This window comes from Arthrobacter sp. TE12231, from assembly GCF_054062895.1.
Genome location: NZ_JBSSFS010000001.1, coordinates 1037815 through 1056555, shown reverse-complemented (window position 1 = coordinate 1056555; position 18741 = coordinate 1037815). Strand labels below are relative to the sequence as shown.

At 68.4% G+C, this 18741-nt stretch carries 11 protein-coding genes and 1 pseudogene; 6 read left to right on the top strand and 6 right to left on the bottom strand.

Translation table 11 applies throughout. The features are described 5' to 3' along the window. The first annotated feature begins 152 nt into the window (after positions 1-152). Positions 153-1649: a zinc-dependent metalloprotease gene (locus ACVWYS_RS04830; protein ID WP_456508551.1), complete on the top strand. Its 1497-nt coding sequence runs from the start codon at positions 153-155 to the stop codon at positions 1647-1649. On the opposite strand, the gene ACVWYS_RS04825 is transcribed toward ACVWYS_RS04830, so the two are convergent. The 3 genes from ACVWYS_RS04825 to nudC form a co-directional block, all read right to left on the bottom strand. Continuing rightward, positions 1650-2270, bottom strand: coding sequence for a M48 metallopeptidase family protein (locus tag ACVWYS_RS04825; protein ID WP_344367245.1), 621 nt, complete (start codon positions 2268-2270; stop codon positions 1650-1652). Then, positions 2270-4408 (bottom strand): ATP-dependent DNA helicase UvrD2, encoded by a 2139-nt coding sequence (locus tag ACVWYS_RS04820; RefSeq protein WP_456509138.1) that lies wholly within the window; start codon positions 4406-4408, stop codon positions 2270-2272. The genes ACVWYS_RS04825 and ACVWYS_RS04820 overlap by 1 nt, the downstream gene beginning before the upstream one ends. 130 nt (positions 4409-4538) lie before the next feature. Then, entirely contained in the window at positions 4539-5630 is a 1092-nt protein-coding gene (gene nudC, locus ACVWYS_RS04815) for an NAD(+) diphosphatase (RefSeq protein ID WP_456508550.1), read from the bottom strand. A 210-nt stretch (positions 5631-5840) separates the two neighbouring features. Between nudC and ACVWYS_RS04810 the strand changes: the two are divergent. Further along, positions 5841-7031: pseudogene (locus ACVWYS_RS04810) on the top strand (macrolide 2'-phosphotransferase); the annotation flags it as partial. Positions 7032-7514: 483 nt separating this feature from the next. Here ACVWYS_RS04810 and ACVWYS_RS04805 read toward each other — a convergent pair. The 3 genes from ACVWYS_RS04805 to ACVWYS_RS04795 form a co-directional block, all read right to left on the bottom strand. Continuing rightward, on the bottom strand, positions 7515-11060 hold the full coding sequence (locus ACVWYS_RS04805; RefSeq protein ID WP_456509137.1) for an ATP-dependent helicase: 3546 nt from the start codon (positions 11058-11060) through the stop codon (positions 7515-7517). Positions 11061-11170: 110 nt separating this feature from the next. Next, complete coding sequence (locus ACVWYS_RS04800) at positions 11171-14479, bottom strand: ATP-dependent helicase (RefSeq protein ID WP_456509136.1); 3309 nt, start codon at positions 14477-14479, stop codon at positions 11171-11173. A gap of 125 nt (positions 14480-14604) precedes the next feature. Then, entirely contained in the window at positions 14605-15021 is a 417-nt protein-coding gene (locus ACVWYS_RS04795) for an MGMT family protein (RefSeq protein ID WP_456508549.1), read from the bottom strand. A 107-nt stretch (positions 15022-15128) separates the two neighbouring features. Between ACVWYS_RS04795 and ACVWYS_RS04790 the strand changes: the two genes are divergently transcribed. The 4 genes from ACVWYS_RS04790 to ACVWYS_RS04775 all read left to right on the top strand — a co-directional run bounded on the left by ACVWYS_RS04790 (position 15129) and on the right by ACVWYS_RS04775 (position 18660). Next, positions 15129-15839, top strand: a complete 711-nt coding sequence (locus tag ACVWYS_RS04790) for a 3'-5' exonuclease (protein ID WP_116767366.1) — start codon at positions 15129-15131, stop codon at positions 15837-15839. Positions 15840-16222: 383 nt separating this feature from the next. Then, positions 16223-17158 (top strand): ABC transporter substrate-binding protein, encoded by a 936-nt coding sequence (locus ACVWYS_RS04785; RefSeq protein WP_456509135.1) that lies wholly within the window; start codon positions 16223-16225, stop codon positions 17156-17158. A 3-nt stretch (positions 17159-17161) separates the two neighbouring features. Continuing rightward, entirely contained in the window at positions 17162-17926 is a 765-nt protein-coding gene (locus ACVWYS_RS04780; protein ID WP_344367237.1) for an amino acid ABC transporter permease, read from the top strand. Continuing rightward, entirely contained in the window at positions 17923-18660 is a 738-nt protein-coding gene (locus tag ACVWYS_RS04775; RefSeq protein ID WP_344367235.1) for an amino acid ABC transporter ATP-binding protein, read from the top strand. The genes ACVWYS_RS04780 and ACVWYS_RS04775 overlap by 4 nt, the downstream gene beginning before the upstream one ends. Positions 18661-18741 lie beyond the last annotated feature (81 nt).

Sequence of the window (18741 nt, the reverse complement as noted above, 5' to 3'; positions counted from 1 at the left end):
GCGTGCAAATATTCCAACTTCCAAGACTACGCGTTGGGCGGCCCGGAAGGCTCTTTGCCTACAGCGAACGTGGCGCGGTTTCGGCAGACAGCCGCTCTTGCAGGGGGGTACCGTGAAGTTGAGAAACAGCCACACCGACGATCGGCGGGATCATGACCTCCAACCCACTCAATCCGTCCAATGGCGACGAGGAACCCAAGGATCCCCTGGCAGAAATGCTCAAGAACCTGATGGGCGGCCAGGGCATGGGCAACATCGACCCCGCTGAACTGGCGAAGGCCGCAGGCCTCCCGGACGACCCAAACCTCCTGGCCCAAATGTTCTCGCAGGTGCAGGCGATGATGAGCGCTCCGTCGGAGGGGCCCGTCAATTGGCAGCTGGCCCATGAGAACGCCCGTCGCGTGGCCGCCAGCGGATCGGACCCCTCGGTCACGTCCCAGCAGTCGCGCGAGGTCGACGAGGCCCTGCGGCTCGCCGAGCTCTGGCTCGACCAGGTCACGGGGCTTCCGGCCACGGGACTGATCGGCCGGGCCTGGTCCCGTGCCGAATGGGTCGAGGAAACCCTTGGAACGTGGAAGCGGCTGACCGAGCCCGTCGCCAACAGCATTGCCAACGCGCTTTCCGCCGCCATGACCGAGCAGATGCCCGAGGAAATGAAATCCATGATGGGTGGCGCCTCCTCGATGATCCAGAACATGGGCGGGGCGATCTTCGGCATGCAGCTGGGTCAGGCGATCGGTGCCCTCTCGGCCGAGGTGGTCAGCTCGACGGACATCGGTGTGCCCCTGGCCGACCTCGAAATGGCGCTCCTGCCGGCCAACGTGGCGAAATTCGGTGAGGGCCTCAGCCTGCCCGAGAACGACATCCGCCTGTTCCTGGCAGTGCGCGAGGCAGCCCACGCCCGGCTGTTCGTGCAGGTCCCGTGGCTGCGCGGACATCTCCTCAGCGCGATCGAGGCCTACGCCCGCGGGATCCACATCGACACGTCCAAGATCGAGGAACTGGCACGGGATATCGACCCCAGCAACCCGGAAGGCATCCAGGAGGCCCTCTCCCAGGGTGTCTTCATGCCGCAGCGCACGCCCGCCCAGGAACAGGCCCTCGAGAAGCTGGAGACGGCCCTCGCCTTAGTGGAGGGCTGGGTGGACGAACTCACGTGGGGCGCGACCGAAAAGCTGCTGCCCTCCGCCGCCGCACTGCGCGAGACCGTCCGGCGGCGCCGGGCCACCGGGGGCCCCGCGGAGCACGCGTTCTCCTCCCTCGTGGGGCTTGAGCTGCGGCCGCGCCGGCTCCGCGAGGCCGCCACGCTCTGGGCTTTGCTCAAGGCCGAACGCGGGATCGAGGGCCGCGACGCCGTCTGGCAACACCCTGATCTGCTGCCCACAGCGGAGGACCTGGATGATCCGCAGGGCTTCAGCGAACGCCGCAAGCTTGCCGAAGCCAGCGACAGCGAGGTCGATGACGCCCTGCAGAAGCTGCTGAACGGAGGCTTCGACGAGCCCGCTGACACTGGTTCCGCCGCCTCCGACACACCTGCCCCCAGCGCACCGGAGGAGTCCGCCGGTTCCGGTCAGGTACCACCGGCAGCCACTGAGGAAGACCAGAGCGGCGACGGCGGCCCGGACACGGGTGGCAGCCCCAAAGCGTAGCTAGTTGGCCCCGGCCGGGACTTCGGTTCCGTCCGGGGCTTCGTCGTATCCCCCGCCGGGCGCCAGGCCCCGTGACGTCGCAAACGAGACGCCCTCAAGGAATGCCTTGGCGCGCTCCGTCTCGGGGTAGGCCGTGAGCAGCCGCCAGAAGGCGGCGTCGTGGCCGGCCACCAGCAGGTGGGCGAGTTCGTGGAGCAGCACATAGTCGATCACCCACTGGGGCATGGGCTGAAGTTTGGCCGAGAGCCGGATGGTTCCTTCCGACGGGGTGGCCGAACCCCAGCGCGAGTTCTGGTTGGTGACCCAGCGGACGGAGGACGGCACCGCCCTCCCGCCCAGGTACTTAGCGGAAAGTTCGGCGGCGTGGGCGGCAAGATCGGCATCGCTGCGGGGGCGCCGCCGGCCGGCACCGGCCGCGCCGCGGGCTCCTTGGCGCCGGAGCTTTTCGAGCATCCGGTGGACCCATTCCCGCTCCTGGGCCCTGGTGAACGAGGCGGGGATGGCGACCACCGCCGTACCGTCTTCCCAGAAAGCGGCAACAGTCCGGCGGCGGCGGGCGGACCGGCGGACGACCACCGGGGCGCCGTCGGCGGTGGTCAGCGGTGCAGTCGGGCCGGCCATCAGTGCCCCGTATTTTCCGCCAGGACCGTCAGGACGGCCTCGCCATACTTTTCCAGCTTGGACGGGCCCACGCCGGCGAGTTTGGCCAACTGTTCCAGGGATTCGGGGCGGGCCTCGGCGATGGCGGTCAAGGTGGCGTCGGTGAACACGACAAACGCGGGGACGTCGGCTTCCAGGGCCACGTCCTTCCGCCATTGCCTCAGCGCGTCGAACGTCTGTTCCTCGTAGGTGGGCGGGCACTGGTTGCAACGCCCCACCTTGCGTTCCGCGCCGCTGGAGAGCATGCTTCCGCAAACCCGGCACGACGCCGGGACGGCGGCTTTCCGGCGCGGCGCGGCCCCCTTGCCGCGGAGGTGCGAACTGGCCACCGAATCGGGTCGCAGGCCGTCCAGGAAGCGTGAGGGCTTGCGGTTGGCCCGCCCGCCCGGTGTCCGGGCGGTGGACCAGGACAGCGACAGGTGTTCCCGGGCGCGGGTGATGCCCACGTACAAAAGCCTGCGTTCCTCATCCACCGATTCCGGAGTGTCCGCGAAGGAGATCGGCATGAGCCCCTCGCTGAGTCCCACCAGGAACACGGCGTCCCATTCCAGGCCCTTGGCGGCGTGCAGCGACGCCAGGGTGACGCCCTGGACGGTCGGTGCGTGCTGGGCCAGAGACCGTTCCTGGAGCTCGTTGACGAAGTCGGAGAGGCTGAACTGCTCCCCGCGGCTGATGACGAGTTCGTCGGCCAGCGCCACGAGGGCGGCCAGCGATTCCCAGCGTTCCCGCAGGGCGCCGCCGCTGTGGGGCGCCGCGTCGGTGTAGCCAAGGGAGGCCACGATGTCGCGGACCAGCTGCCCGAGCGGCTCGGGAGTGGCGGTTTCGGCAGCGGCCCGGGTGGCGGCCCGGAGCTGCAGGATGGCGTCGCGGACTTCTTTCCGGGCGAAGAACCGTTCACCGCCGCGCAGCTGGTAGCCGATTCCTGCCGCGGCCAGCGCCTGCTCGTAGGCTTCGGACTGTCCGTTGGTGCGGAAGAGGACGGCGACCTGGCTGGCCGGTGTGCCGGCGTCGAGCAGTTCGCGGATCCGGGCGGCGACCGTGGCGGCCTCGGCCTCGTCGTCGGAGCATTCGGTAAACTGCGGAACCGGGCCGGCGGGCCGCTGGGCCACGAGCTGCAGCGGCGTCGCCCATGCGGCGTCGGCCACAGGGCCGCCGCTGCGGCGGCCCGCAAGGAGGTCGTTGGCGAGCTTGACCACCTGCGGAGTGGAGCGGTAGTCCCGGATCAGCTTGACGACGTGAGCCTCGGGATACATGGCCTTGAAACCGAGCAGGTGCTTCGGAGAGGCACCGGTGAAGGAGTAAATGGTCTGGCTGGCGTCGCCCACGACGCAGAGGTCGTCGCGGCCTCCAAGCCACAGCTCCAGGAGCCGCTGCTGCAGCGGCGAGACGTCCTGGTATTCGTCGACGACGAAGTGCCGGTACTGTTCCCGGACGGTCGCCGCCACCTTGGGGTCCTCCTGAAGAATGCCGACGGTGATCAGCAGCACGTCCTCGAAGTCGATGACGTTGCGGTCGGTCTTGACGTCCTCGTAGGACTGGAAAACCCTCGCCACGGCGGTCAGGTCGAAGCCGCCCGGAGTGCCGCGGCCCTGGGCGTTTTCCAGGTAGTTCGCCGGGGTGAGCATGGAGACCTTGGCCCACTCAATTTCGGAGGCGAGGTCGCGGATGGAGGCGCGGTCCGTGCTGAGCCGGAGCCGCCGCGCGGCCTCGGCGATCATCTGCGCCTTGTGGTCCAGCAGGTTGGGCAGCGTTCCGCCGACTGCCTGAGGCCAGAAAAACTGCAACTGGCGCAGCGCCGCGGCGTGGAAGGTGCGGGCCTGGACGTTTCCGACGCCCAGGTCACGGAGCCGGCTGCGCATCTCGGCGGCCGCCCGGGCGGTAAAGGTCACGGCCAGGAGCCGCTGCGGGCTGTACACGCCCGAGTGCACGCCGTAGGCGATCCGGTGCGTGATGGCGCGGGTCTTGCCCGTCCCGGCGCCGGCCAGCACGCACATAGGTCCCTGCAGGGTGCTGGCGACTTCGCGCTGTTCGGCGTCGAGGCCACCGAGGATCCGTTCCTCGAGCGAGCGCGTGTCCGCTGCGGGCAGGGCGTCGGACATGGATCCGCCGGATACAGTGCCGCCGGATCCGGTGGTCTCGCCGCCGAGGAGGGTGCTGAAGTTCAATTTCTCTGTGGTCACTTTTGCTGCTCAGTCGGTAGTTGGTGTCCTGCGGATGAGGGCAGGCCTATCAGGCGCTGTCTGCGGCGTCCTGGATGACGCCGCCGTACCAGTGTTCAATGAGGGACCGGGCGATGGAGAGCCTGCTGGAAATAACGATCTCGCCGCTGAGGACGGCTTCCTGCAGTTCGGTGCGGCTGAACCAGCGCGCCCGGGTGACCTCGACGCCGTCGGGCCGGGCTTCGGTGTCCGACGTCGTGGCCGTGAAGCCGAGCATCAGGGAGGCGGGGAATGGCCAGGACTGCGACCCGAGGTATTGGGAGGCGGTGACGCGGACCCCGACTTCCTCGCCGATCTCGCGCCGCACGGCCTGTTCGAGCGACTCCCCCGGTTCGACAAAGCCGGCGAGGGTGGAATAGTTCTTGGCGTCGAGGGGACCGCCGCCGCCAAGCAGGAGCCTCCCGTCGGACCCCACCACGGTCACGATGATCGCCGGATCCGTCCGAGGATAGTGCTCGGAGTTGTCGGCCGGACAGCGGCGGACCCAGCCGCCGGCTTCCGCCTGCGTGGGCGTGCCGCACCGCGGGCAATGAGTGTGGGTGGCATGCCAGTTGGCGATGGCGCTGGCTTCGATGAACAGTGCCGTGTCCGTGGGGTTCAAGCGTGCGGCGACCTCGCGGAAGCCGGCCCACTGAGCATCGGCGGGGATTCCGCTAATGTGGGTTTCGAATTCCTCGGCCCGCACTTCGAACTGGGCCGGCAGTACAAACAGGACCAGCTCCGTGCCAGCTTCAAGGTCCGAACCTGCCAAGGCCGAGCCGAGGTAGATGACGTGCTCCGGGGCATACGGGGTATTGGCCAGATGTTCGGCGAGTTCGGCCGCATTGAGCAGGACGAGGCTGTGGTCGCTGACCAGGGCCTGGCGGCCGGAGAGCACCATGGCCCGCGCCGACCCCGTGCCGAGCACCTCTGCGAGCATTCCGGGTTTCAGCCGGGCCGCGGACCCGCGGTCGATCAGGGCCGGGCGCACCGGAAGGACCGTATCCATCAGGTGGTTTGCCGGCAGAAGCTGCACCGGGGGTGCCGCACCTTCGGGTGCCGCGGGTTCAGTGGGCGTATTCCCGGACTTCGGGGACGGGGTTGGTGACTCCGCAAGACTCATGTACCCACCGTACTGACTCGGGCCGACAATTGACATTTGCCGCCCACGCGACGGGGCACTCCCGGGGGACGCCCGGGATATGCCGTTTGCCCCGGTGCTGGCCCTGTTTTGGCCCTGTTTTGGCCCTGTTTTATCCCTGTTTTTGCACCGATCTCAAGACTCGCCGGAGGGCATCGCTGTCTTGGGCGCCGCTCAATCTACCGTGGGAGGGTGAGAAGGAAACCAATCGAACTGGCAGCTGTAGCGACTGCGGCGGTACCCGGCCTGACCCCGACCGCCGTCAGCTCCGCGCCCGACGATCCGGCAGACTTTGACGCGGCCCTCCTGCTGGACTCGGAGGGCAAGCGTTGGCGCGTCCGTTCCCCCCGGCACGCCGAGGCCAGCGCCCGGCTGGAAACGGAATTCCTGGTGCTGCGGGCCTTCGCCCCCGGTATCCGGGCCGAGCTGCCGTTCCTCATGCCCACGGTGGCGGGGACAGTCCGGCAGGGCCAGCTCAGCACGTTCGTGTACTCCCACCTCGCCGGCGCCACCCGCTCCCTTGACGACCTCAGCAGCGGCTCCCCCGCCCTCGCCCGGGAAATCGGGGCGGCACTGGCTGCAATCCATGACCTTCCGCGGTCGATCGTGAGCAATGCCGATCTGCCGAGCTACACGCCCAACGAATTCCGCCAGCGGCGCCTCAACGAACTCGATCAGGCGGCCACTACGGGAAAGATCCCCCCGCTGCTGCTGCGGCGCTGGGAACACGCCATGGAAGACGTCTCCCTCTGGCGCTTCAATCCCTGCGTTGTTCACGGGGACCTCCACGAGGACAATCTGCTGGTGGACGGCGACCGCGTGACCGCCGTTACGGGCTGGACCGACCTGCGCATCGGCGACCCGGCTGACGATATGGCCTGGCTGGTCGCCTCGAACGAACAGGACTTTGTGAACGCCGTCCTGGATCACTACACCTCCAGCCGGCGCGACGTACCCGATGCCCACCTGCTGCGGCGTTCGGCATTGTCCGCCGAATTCGCTTTGGCCCAGTACCTCGTCAAGGGCATGGCGGCCGGCAACCAGGACATGATCGACGAAGCAGAGTCCATGCTCGCCGCGCTGGCCGACGACGTCGCAGAATACGGTGGCCAGCCCATCAGTGTGGAACCGCTGCCGCGGCCGGTCGAGGCACCCGAAACGGGCGCGGAACGAGGCGGCGTCAGTGCCGGTGCGCCCACGACGGCGTCAGCGGCTCCTGCCGCGCCTGCCGCGCCGGGCGCAGGAACGGCGCCTGCCGTCAGCAAGGTCACGCTGCTTCCTTTGGAGCCAGCACCCGCCCCGGATGCCTCTCCCGCTCCCAGTGCTTCGGCGCCTGGTCCGGGGACCGGTGCCAAGCCCGCCGTGCACGTCACGCCCATCCCCCGCGATGCGGACGCCGCTCCCCCGGGCCCGGCCGTGCAGCCTCTCACCAACGCAGGAACAGACTCCCGGCCCGATGCCGACACCCCGGACGTTTCCAGCACCCCGGACGCGCCCGGGCCTGGCGCCGGCGGACAGGCCGCCGGCGAGGGCACGACGGCCACCAGTGCCGCACCGAACGACGCAAGCCCCCGTGACAACACCGCCGCAGCTGTCCCGCAGGCTGATGTGGCGACAGCTGATACCCGGGACGACGCCGGCGCGGCCGGGGACGACGGCGCGGCCGGGTACGACGGCGCACAGGCGGCAGCCCCCGCTACCGGAGACACGTCGACGCAATCAATCGCCGTCGTGCAGCCGAGCTCGGGCAAGGAACCGGACTCAGTGAAGGAGCCGGAGTCCGGCGACAACACGTCAACCGCCGCCATCACCGTAGTGGACGTAACGGCCCGCTAGGACCGCGCCGGAACCAGTGGCGGATCCCGGCTAGGAATCCTTCGCCGTCGCCACCGTTGTCTTGCCCAGCGCCGCGGCCACGATTTCCTCAAGCTTCTCCGCTGATCCGAGGTCATGCGGACGGACCACCTGGTTGTCGGCCACGTAGTAGAACGCCGCCCGAACGTCCTCGAGCGGGACCCCTTTGAGCCGGGCCCAGGCCAGGCGGTACACGGCGAGCTGGACAGCCTTCACCTTCAGCTGGGCTGCAGACGGGCGACGCCCGGTCTTCCAGTCCACGAGGTCCCAGCCGCCGTCAGCATCGCGGAACACGGCGTCGATCCGGCCCCGGACCACGACGTCGCCAATCCGAGTCTCGACCGGGACCTCGACATGGGCCGGGGCGCGGTGTGCCCATTCGGACTGGCGGAAGGTTTCCACCATGGAATCCAGGCCGTAGGCCTCGTCGATGTGGTCATCAGCCCCGGCCGCCTCGCCCAGGTCCAGCATGCCGGCTGCGCCGAAGTATTCCTCCACCCATGCGTGGAAGGCCGTGCCTTTTCGGGCTGACATCCCCGGTTCGCGCGGAACCGGCCGCCGCAGTCGGGCCACAACCGAGTCCGCATCATCGTCCAGGTCCACGAGGGTGGACGCCGAGATATGGCCGGGAAGATGCACATCCTGGACCACCGAACGCCGGGACCGTCGTTCGAGCAAAGTGGCCGCCTCCTTGGCCCACCCGGCCGCCGGTCCGCGCAGGGCAGGGCGCCGTTCCTCGTCACCACCGGAACGTTCCCGGACCGGATCCGGGACGTTTTCCGGGCCGCCGTCAGGGCCGCCGTCAGGGCCGTCATGGGGGTCGAAGGCAGGGCCGGCCCCGGGGGCGTCGAGCATCGCCTGCAGGACCCGCGCCGCGGCTGATTCCATGGCCGCACGGCGTCCCCTGACAAGCCTCAGCCGTTTGCCCGTCCGGGGGTCAGCCGGCCCTTCGAGGGGGTCGTACGGCCACGCGGCGACTTCAAGTTCGGAGGTCAGGGGGCTTTCCGCCGGCAGCGCGTCCTCGCTGACGGACAACGGATGAATTTCGGCGGCGCCTTCCGCCGTGAGGCCCTCGAGCTCGGCAAGGAAGGGTGACATTTCAGCCAGTCCGGCGCGCGATCCCACCCATGCGGCACTTGAAATCCAGAGCACATGTTTGGCCCGGGTGTAGGCCACGTAAGCCAGGCGCCGTTCCTCGGCTTCGCCGTGCACCTGGACGGCGGACTTGAACTCTTTCTCGGCGTCAAGCCAGCCTTTCTGGTCCGGCTGATCCAGGTCCCATTGGGGGAGGTCGGCGCGGTCACCGCGCAGCGGCCACGGCAACGCCGCGCTTCCGCTGCTCCACCGCGAGTCCCTGCTGCTGGGAAACGCCCCGGAGTTGAGCCCGGGAACGAACACGACATCCCATTCCAGGCCCTTGGAGGCGTGCACCGTCAGGAGCTGGACGGCTTCGTGGTTCACCTCGGGCGCTGCGGCATCGAGACCGTTTTCCTCTGCAGCCGCGGCTTCCAGCCAGGCAAGGAAAGCCAGGACGTCCACCCGCTGGGAGGTGTGCAGGAACCCGGCGGCGGCGTCCTGGAAGGCGTCCAGATTACGGCGGGCCTGGTGGATGCTGATCCCGGGCCGCGCCGCGACTTCGATGTCCAGGAGCATGGCCCGTTCGACCTCGCCGAGCAAGGTGGTGAGGTCGTCCCCCATGTAGCTGCGCAATTGCCGGAGCTCGTCGGAGAGCCGCTGCAGGCGGTCGCGGGCCTCGGGGCTCAGCCTGCGGCCATGCGCCGAGGTCCAGCCTTCGCGGGGCAGCCAGTCCAGAGCTTCGACCAGGCTGGCGGAGTCCGTGATGTCGCCTTCAATCACGGCGTCGTCGTCAGTATCCTCGGCGGCATGCCCCGCGTCGTCGGTATCGGGGCTGCCGGGGCGGCCCCGGCGGCGGGCCAGGAAACTGGACCAGTCCCGCAGTGCCATCAGGTCCGCCGGGCCGATCCGCCACCGCGCACCGGCCAGCAGGCGCATGAGGGAGTCCGAGCGGCCGGGGTCGGCCAGGACGCGGAGCGTGGCGACAAGATCGATGATTTCGGGGGTGTCCAGCAGCCCGCCGAGCCCGACAATTTCGTAGGGTATGCCGCGAAGTTCGAACTCGCGCCGGATACATTCCATCTGTGCCCGCCGCCGGCAGAGGACGGCCATGGCCGGAGGCACCGGATCGGCCTGCGCGGCATCGAAGTCCGTCACCCGGAACTTCAGGACGTCCCCCGCGATGGCCGCCGCCTCGGCCTCGTCCGTGGCGAACCGTCCCATGACGACCCTGCCCTGGACTGCGGCCGGGCTGGGCTGCAGGGGCGGGACCTCGACGGCGTCGGGGGTGTCCCGGGTCCCGGCAGGCCCGAGGCTGGCCGCGGCCTTGCTCAGCGGCGCCGAAATGAGGTTGGCCGTGGCGAGGATGTTGCGCCCGTTGCGCCACGCGGTGGTCAGGTACGACGTCGGCGCCACGGCAAAGCGCGGGGCCGCGCCGGCCGCGCCCCTGCCCTGGTCTCCGCCGGAGCCTGCGCTGCCGGCATCTTCACCGCTGACACGGATCGGGAATTCGCGGACGAAGTGGAAAAGCTGTCCCGCAGATGCTCCCCGGAAGCCGTAGATGGACTGGTTCGGGTCCCCCACCGCGGTCACGGCATGCCCGTCGCCGAAGAGCCGGGAAAAGAGGACCAGCTGGGCATGCGACGTGTCCTGGAATTCATCAAGCAGCACCACCTTGTAGCGCTGGCGCTCTGTTTGGGCGGCGACCGGAATCTCGCGGGCCACCCGTGCCGCCAGGGCCACGAGATCGCCAAAGTCCAGTGCACCGCGGGCCCGCTTCGCCTCGGAATAGCGGCCCACCATATCCGCGACGCTGGCCCGCGTGCGCAGCATCGCGCTGAGGTCGCCGGCGGCCTGGGTGGGGTTCTTCTTGGCGTCGGCGACGTAGGGAAGCGACTCGAACGCGGCGATCCGTTCCTGCAGCCAGCCCCGGACCCCGGCCGGGTCCTGCAGGTGCTCCGCGCACTCCCCCGCCAGTTGGATCACGGCCTTGACGAGGGTCGATTTGGCGGACCGGAAGTGTTCGTAGTCGCCGTCGAAGGCTTCCACCACCTCGCTGGCGAGCTGAAACGACTGCGCGCCGCCGAGCAGCACGACGTCGCGTTCGACCCCGAGCCGGAGGCCATAGTCGGAGACAATGCCGCTCGCGTACGAGTGGTACGTGGAGACCTTCGGTTCGAGCGCATCTGCGCTCAGCAGCCCGGCAGGAAAAACGGCATTCCCCGTGTCGGCCGCCGCGATGCGCTGCAGCGCGGCCAGCTTGGCCCGGATCCGGGAGGCGAGCTCACCGGCGGCCTTGCGGGTGAAAGTCACGCCGAGGACTTCCTCCGGCCTGACCCAGCCGTTGGCCACGAGCCACACCACCCGGTCCGCCATGGTGGCGGTCTTCCCGGAGCCCGCCCCGGCAATGACGAGCCGCGGCGTGAGGGGCGAGGAAATGATCAGGGACTGTTCGGCCGTGGGGCTGTTCTTCTCCCCCAGCATTGCAGACAGTTCCTCCGGGCTGAACCGAGGGTCGGGAAGGGGCCCGGTATCGCGGGCCGCGTCCGGTGCCGCATGTGGGTCTGCCAGGCCGGTCGGCGGCGCCTCGGGGGTCATTCAGTTACCTGCTTTCCCCGCACGCACAGCGGGCACACTTCGGGGAGCCGGCAGCCGTGGCCGCCGTGGCCTCCCTTGGACGGATCGTGGCGGGCCTGGAAGGTGCTGCCGGACATCACCTGGGCGGCGTCGCCGACCATCTCCAGCGCCCAGTTGTCCTGGGGGTCGAGCGGGGCCTGGGCCTGGATGCCCGGGCTTTTGGTTGTCGTGCCGAGCTGGGCCAGGACGGCACCGCCCGGCAGCGGCGGCGGACCGTCGTCGGGGCCGGCAAAGCCGCCGGCCAGCACGGCGGCCTGGTAGGCGCCGAGCTGCGGATGACGCTCCAGATCCGCCTTGCCCGGCTGGCGCTTACCGGTCTTGAGGTCCACGATCACCAGGCGGCCCTCGGCGTCGATCTCCAGCCTGTCCACCTGGCCCCGGAGCACGGCGGGCCGGGCCGGGCCCGCGCTCCCGCCGTCGCCGGACTCAGGTCCGGCGACGGGCTCCGCCGGAAGGTCCGGCAGCTTCACCTCAAAGTCCTGCTCGACGCCGACCAGACTACGGCCTTCGCTCCGCATGATCAGGACATACTGGGCGAGCTTGCGGACCATGGACTCGGCTCGCTGAAAATCCAGCTTGCCCTCCCAGTTGTCCTTCATCCCCAGGGTGGGCCAGCGCCGGACGAGTTCCGCCACGTATTCGCTTCCAGAGGCGTCGGGGAGGTCCTGCGCGATGGCATGGACCAAGGTTCCCAGGCTGCGGGCAAAATCCGTGGCGGCTTCTCCGCCGGCGGCCTGCACGAACCAGTCGAGCGGCGATTTCTGCACGGTTTCGACCTTCGAGGGCGAGACGAAGACTGTTCCGCCGGCAGGAACAACCGGCTCGTCGGAAGACAACCCGGCCAGTCCCCACCAGCTCGCCGGGTGTGCGCCCGGAACCGGCGGCCGAGCGGTGGCCAGGACGCCCAGCACGGCCGCGGCTTCGGCCGATTCGGCAGCTTTGGGGTCCAGCTGTGCATACTGGCGCAGCTCTGCGACCAGGGCCCTGAGGGTCAGCGGACGCTCCACCGGGGTGAAGCCCCGGCGGTCCTGCCCCGGGCGCAGCGGCGCCACATAGTCCAGGAAGGAGGACGGTTGCTCGTCCTCCGAGGACACCGCCGTGCAGATCAGCACCTCGCGGGCGCGGGACACCGCGGTGGAAAAGCTCCTCAGTTCGTCATAACGGATTTCGCGCAGCCGGCTCAGCGGATCCAGTTGCAGGGCATACTCGGCGCCGTGTTCGACGGCGTCGGCGAACAAGGTGCTGCCGAGCAGTTCGCCACGCAGCCGGGTATTGGGCCACACGCCCTCTTGGAGCCCTGGCACAATCACCACAGGCCACTCCCGGCCGGCGGCACTGGCAGGGGTCATGAGTTCCACAGCGTCTTCCAGCTGCGCCCTGGCGGCCAGGGTATCCATGGGGAGCTCCTGGCTGAGCAAGTACTCGAGGAACTGCTCCGGTCCGGAACCGGGCAGCTGGTCGACGAAGCGCTCCGCGGTATGGAACAAGGCCATCATGGCATCGAGGTCACGGTCGGCCCTGGCACCGGCTGACCCGCCGGCCAGGGCGGCCTCGGTCCAGCGGGCGGCCAGTCCGGTCGAATGCCAGAGTGCCCACAGCACCGTCTCGGCGTTACCGCCGGGGGCCTCGGCGGCGTCGCGCCCGGCCCGGATCATCCGGGCAATGCGGCGGGCCGAATGCCCTTCGATGCCCAGTGTCGCCAACGCTCCGGGCTCCAGCAGGGCCTCGACAAGGAGGGCGTCGCTGGTCCGTCCGCCGCCGCCGAGAAGTTCCTCGCGGCGGAGCGATTGCCGCAGCCTCCGCAACTCAATCGAGGTGGCGCCGCCGATCCGGGACGTCAGCAAGGACACGGCCGACTCTGGAGTGAGCGCGGCCGGGTCAAGGGCCACGGCGTAGGCATCCAGCAGCGGACGCACCGCGACCTCGTCCCGGACCGCCGATTCGGCCACGGGAATCCGGACCGGAATGCCTTGGCCGGCCAGGTACCGCTGCAGCTGGCTCAACTGGCCGCCGTTGCGCACGATCACGGCGATGTCCCCGAGGTCCCGGGCGTCGTTCAGCTGGGCTTCGAGGATCCGCTGCGCCACATACCGCAGTTCATGGACCGGAGACGGCAGCAGGTGTGCCTCGACCGTCCCCGGATTGACGTCGGCGCCACGGGGCGGCCCGCCCGGAGCGGGGTCCGGCGTGGGATCCGGAGCGGGGTCCGGCGCGGGAAGGGGCTCAGGCTGTTCGAGCCGGCGTGCGGACAGGCCACCGGACCGCAGGGAGATGCGCCCGGCCACCGATAGCCACGACTCCGCCACGGCCGGGGCGTGCCGATGCGCAATCCAGAGGGGACGTTCCAGGATCACTCCGTCGGCGGCCAGGAGACGGGGAAGCTCGGCCACGAGATCCGGGCGCGCCCCGCGGAAGCCCTGAACCACGGTGTCCGGCGAGGCGGTGATAATGGCGTCCTTGCCGGCTGCGATGTCGGCAAGCAGTTCGAAGACCGCGGGGTTCGCTTCCTGGATGTCGTCCACGAGGATCAGCTGGAGGCGCTCGCGTTCGGCCGCGAGGAAATCCGGGGCGTCCTGGAAGATCTGGCGTGCTGCGGTGATGATGCCGGCGGGGTCGAAGGCCTCCGGCATGCGCAGGTCCAGGACGTCACGGTACTCGGAGTACAGGGCGGCCGCCGGAATCCAGTCGGGCCGGTTGCACCGCCGGGCCAGGGCCACGAGATCCTCCGCCGTCCGCCCGGATTCGATGATGCGGTCGAAGAGTTGGCGAACTTCCTGCCGGAAACCGCGGGTCTGCAGTGCGGCGCTCAGATCCTCCGGCCATGGCAGCTCGAGCCCGGGCATCGCATGCCCTTCGAGCAGTTCCTTGATGATGAGGTCCTGCTCCGGGCCGGAGAGCAGCTTCGGCTGGCGCGGCAGCGGCAGGATGCCTTCCGCTTTGGCGCGGCGGATCAGATCGAAGGCGTACGACGCCCAGGTGCGGGCCGGCGTCGTGCTCAGGCTCCGGTCCAGGCGGGCTGTGAAGCGGTCGCGGAGAGTATCGGCGGCGAGCCTGCCGGGAGCCAGGATGAGCATCCGTTCCGGGTCCAGGCCGTCACGTTGGGTGCGGTGGACGGCGGCTTCGACGAGGACCGTCGACTTGCCCGTGCCCGGCGCGCCCGGCACCAGAACGGGGCCAGAGCCCGGCGGGACCTCGACGGCGGCGAGCTGGTCGGGCGACAGCACCGGGACCGCGCTGTGGTGGGTCCGGGGAGGCAACAACCGCAGCCCCACACCCGCTGCCTGCCCCGTTCCCGTTCCGTTTCCCGTGCCAGTTCCCTGATGGGGACGGGACGCGGACCGCTGCAGGCCCGGATCGAAGCTTTCGGGCTGCTGAACCTCGGTCACTTTACTCACACAGTCATCTCATCATCCGGCACCGACAATTTATGCAACTCCCGCTCGAGCCGCTCAGCGATGGCATCTATCCGGTCGAAGTCGGCGTCGCTGGGCACCCATCGGCCGGCGGCCAGGTTCACGCGCCAGCGTCCCTCGCCGGTCCGGAGGAAATCGGCGTGACTCCCCATCAGCGGCGTGCCTTCCTGCAGATAGAGCGTCAATGCCTCGCGCTCATGTCCGGGAGGCGCATCCCCGCTGGCCTTCAGGACCCGCCACCACGGCACGTGGCTGCCATAGTGGCTCATGACAGAACCGACCTGGCGCGGACCGCCGGAGCCAAGCAGTTCCGCAACGTCGCCGTAGGCCACCGCGGTGCCGGCCGGGATCAACGCCACCAGCTCCAGCACCGCCTCCACATACTCCGTTCGCATCGATCCAGCCTAGCTGGCCACAGGTCGCGTCAGTGCAGGCCCCGCACCCGGACGGCACGCGTCGGGAGCGGTCAAGAACTGTCGGAGGCAGCAGGTAGCGTTGAAGCATGAGCACCTGGAACAGCCTTCCCCGCGCAGCCTTCGACCTCGAAACAACGGGCCGCAACTCCCGCTCGGCGCGGATCGTCACCGCATCCGTCACCGTCGTGGACGCCGGCGGCGAGGTGATCAAGGAGCATGAGTGGCTCGCCGATCCCGGCGTCGAGATTCCCACCGAGGCCAGCGACGTCCACGGCATCACCACGGAGCAGGCCCGCCGCGAGGGCAGACCTGCCGCCGAGGTGACACGCGAGCTCGCTGCCGTCTTGCAGGAACTGTTCGATGACGGCGTACCCGTCATCGCCTTCAACGCCAGCTACGACTTCACCGTGCTCGCGGCCGAGTCGGCCCGCTACGGCGTCCCGCAGTTGAGCCGCTTCCCCGTCCTGGACCCGTACATCATGAACAAGCAGGTGGACCGGTACCGCAAGGGCAAGCGCACGCTCACCGCCCTGTGTGAGGAATACGGCATCAATCTGGACAACGCCCACACCTCGGCCGCCGACGCCCTGGCAACCTTGCGCATGCTCGACGCCATGGCCGGAAAATTCCCCAAGCTCAGGATGCCGGCGGCCAACCTGCACCAGCTCCAAGTCGAATGGGCCTCGGCCCAGGCCGCGGATTTCCAGAGTTACCTGCGCAAGACCAAACCGGCCGCCGTCATTGAAGGCGACTGGCCCGTCCTGCCCCCGGAAGACGCCAGCCGCGGCGACTTCTAAACTGCCGGTCTGCCCTTCGCGAAAACTTCTTAATACGAAACGTTGGGCGGCAAAAAGACTTACTTAGTCTTCCCCGGCGCCCAATTCCAGCCATTGAGACGGAACTCACACGCCCCGGGGCCCCCAACGGCCCGGCCCTTCCACGCCAATGATTCCGCCGTACCCGTCCGGCGCTACCCGGAACACTGACCATGACACAGGAAGATGAAGATACTTCGCGGTGGGCGCACTCCCCCGCTGATTAATTCGGATTGAATCCGCGTCCACACCGGATGACACAATTATCTTTCGCGGCTTGCCTGCCCATCCGGCGCCCAAGCCAGCAGCCGGGGCCCGATGAGTCGCCCCGCGCCCACTGAATTTCAGACGAAAGTGATTGCGTGATGAAAAGCAAAGCCTTGAAGTGGCTGACAACCGTTCCCGTGGCACTCGCCGTGGCGGTCTCCCTTGCAGCGTGCGGCGGCGGGTCGGCGCAGACCACGGCGTCACCGACGGATGCGCTCCAGGGCAGTGACCAGAAATCCCTGGACAAGTACACCACCAAGGACGTCACTCCCCTGGACAAGATTGACAAGGCCAAGCTCGGCCTGATCAGCGACGGAACGCTCACCGTGGGAACCCTTTCGGACGCCCCGCCGAACATCTACATCGACAAGTCCGGCAAATTCACCGGCTACGACAACGAACTTCTGCGCGCCATCGCGGACAAGCTGGGCCTCAAGGTGGAGTTCAAGTCGACCGGCTTCGCCTCGCTGCTCGCCCAGGTCCAGAACAAGCAGTTCGACCTCGGGTCCTCCTCGATCTCCACCACTGACGCCCGCCGCAAGACCGTGGGCTTCACCAACGGTTACGACTTCGGCTACATGGCCGTGGTGGCGAAGAAGGACTCCAAGATCAAGGGGTTCAAGGACCTGACCAAGGACACCCGCATCGCCGTGGTCCAGGGCACGGTGCAGGATGACTACGTCACCAACACCCTCCAGATCGAGCCCGTCCGCTTCGAGGACTACAACACCGCCTACGCCAACCTGAAGAACGGCCAGGTTGACGCCTGGGTCGCACCGTCCCAGCAGGCCACCGGCCAGGTCAAGGAAGGTGACGGCACGGTTATCGCCGAGTCGGTTGTGAACACCCAGAACTTCACCGCCTACGCCGTGAACAAGGAAAACCAGCCGCTCATCGACGCGCTGAACTCCGGCCTCGACGCCGTGATCGCCGACGGCACCTGGTCCAAGCTGACCAAGGAATGGTACCCGGACCGCGAGACCCCGGCCACGTGGTCCCCGGGCTCCAAGGCCGTCACCGTTCCGAAGTCATAGTCCATGGATGCACTCGATCAACTCGTAAAGACCTTCTTTGACTGGGAGGCGATGGCAGCCGTCCTGCCGAACATGATTATGTTCGGCCTGCCCAACACCCTGATCCTGGCGGTTTCCTCGGGTGTGCTCGGGTGCATCCTGGGCATGGTCCTGGCCGTCATGGGCACGTCACGCATCACTGCGCTGCGTTGGCTCTCCCGGATCTACACGGACGTGTTCCGCGGCGTCCCCGCGATTGTGGTCATCCTCCTGATCGGCCTCGGGCTCGGACCCGTGGTGCGGGTAACGACCGGCTCCACGAACCCGTTCCCGCTCGCCATCTTCGCCCTGACCCTCATGGCGGCGGCCTATATCGGCGAGATCTTCCGCTCAGGCATCCAGAGCGTGGAAAAGGGCCAGTTGGAGGCTTCCCGTGCCCTCGGCTTCAGCTATGGCTCCTCCATGCGCCTCGTGGTGATTCCGCAGGGCATCCGCCGGGTGCTCCCGGCCCTGGTGAACCAGTTCATCACGCTGATCAAGGACTCGTCCCTGATCTACCTGCTGGGCCTGATCGCCAGCCAGCGTGAGATCTTCCGGATCGGTAACGATGCCGCCGCCAACACGGGGAACCTTTCGCCGCTGGTTGCCGCTGCGTTCATGTACCTCATCCTGACCGTTCCGCTCACCCACTTGGTCAACTACATCGACAACCGCCTGCGCACCGGCCGTCCGGAGAAACGGCAACCGGACGATGCAGCGGCCCTGATCGGGAAGGGAGCACAGCCATGAGCGAGTTCGCCTCCGGTTCTCTGACCGGCAAGAATCTGCACCTGTCCTTCGGCTCGAACCATGTCCTCCGCGGCATCGACCTGCACGTCGAGAAGGGCACCACCGCCTCGGTGATCGGTCCCTCCGGATCGGGGAAGTCCACGCTGTTGCGCGTCATGAACCGCCTGATCGAACCTGATCAGGGCGACATCCTGCTGGACGGCCGCTCGGTCTTGAAGGACAACCCGGACGAGCTGCGCCAGCGGATCGGCATGGTGTTCCAACAGTTCAACCTGTTCCCGCACAAGACCGTCGTGGACAACGTCTCGCTCGCGCTGCGGAAGCTGCGCAAGCTGCCGGCCGAGCAGGCCCGGGCCGAGGCACTCGAGCAGCTCGACCTCGTTGGGCTCAAGCACAAGGCCGACGCGCGTCCCGCCAACCTCTCCGGCGGCCAGCAACAGCGCGTCGCCATTGCGCGGGCCCTGGCCATGAAGCCGGAGGTGATGTTCTTCGACGAGGCCACCTCGGCCCTCGACCCGGAACTCGTCAAGGGCGTGCTGGCGCTGATGGCCGACCTCGCCAAGGGCGGCATGACCATGGTGGTAGTGACCCACGAGATGGGATTCTCCCGCAACGTCTCGGACACGGTCACGTTCATGGACGGCGGCGTCGTCGTGGAGTCCGGCCCGCCGGAACAGATCTTCACGAACCCGCAGACCGAACGGCTGCAGGGCTTCCTCTCTGACGTTCTCTAGTCCGCCTGCCGTTTCGGCAGCCTTAACGACTGATGGCACCCGCCGCTGCGGGTGCCATCAGTCGTTAAGGCTTCGGTCGGC